A 391-nucleotide genomic window follows, 5' to 3' on the forward strand; every position below is an offset into this window, starting at 1 on the left:
TCGCCGCCGCCCGCCGGCTGGGCTCCGCCTTCCAAAAAGTCAACTTCCTGCGCGACCTCGCCGCCGACCGGGATCAGCTGGGCCGCAGCTACTTCCCGCAGACGGGCGCCGAGGCGTGGGACGAGCAACGGAAGCACGCGCTGGTGGCCGAGATCCGGGCGGACCTCGCTGCCGCCGGGCGGGGCATTGCGCTGCTCCCGCCCGGTGCCTGCACCGCCGTCGAACTGGCTCATGCCTTGTTCAGCGCGCTCGTCGACCGGCTGGAACGGATACCGGCGGAGGAGTTGCTTTCCCGTCGGGTGCGCGTCGGCACGCCGCAGAAGGCCGCGATCGCCCTGCGGATCCTGGCCCGCCAGCGGCTGCGCGGAAGGAGCGCCGCCTGATGGGCGCC

The 391-nt window shown here is 73.4% G+C and carries 1 protein-coding gene; it reads left to right on the forward strand.

What is annotated here, in order from left to right:
* Positions 1-383, forward strand: a 383-nt coding sequence (locus AC5RUJ_RS18615; RefSeq protein ID WP_494156559.1) for a squalene/phytoene synthase family protein, incomplete at its 5' end; no start/stop codon positions are given.
* Between the last annotated feature and the right edge of the window lie 8 nt (positions 384-391).

It is taken from the genome of Arthrobacter sp. Y3223164 (assembly GCF_059091005.1).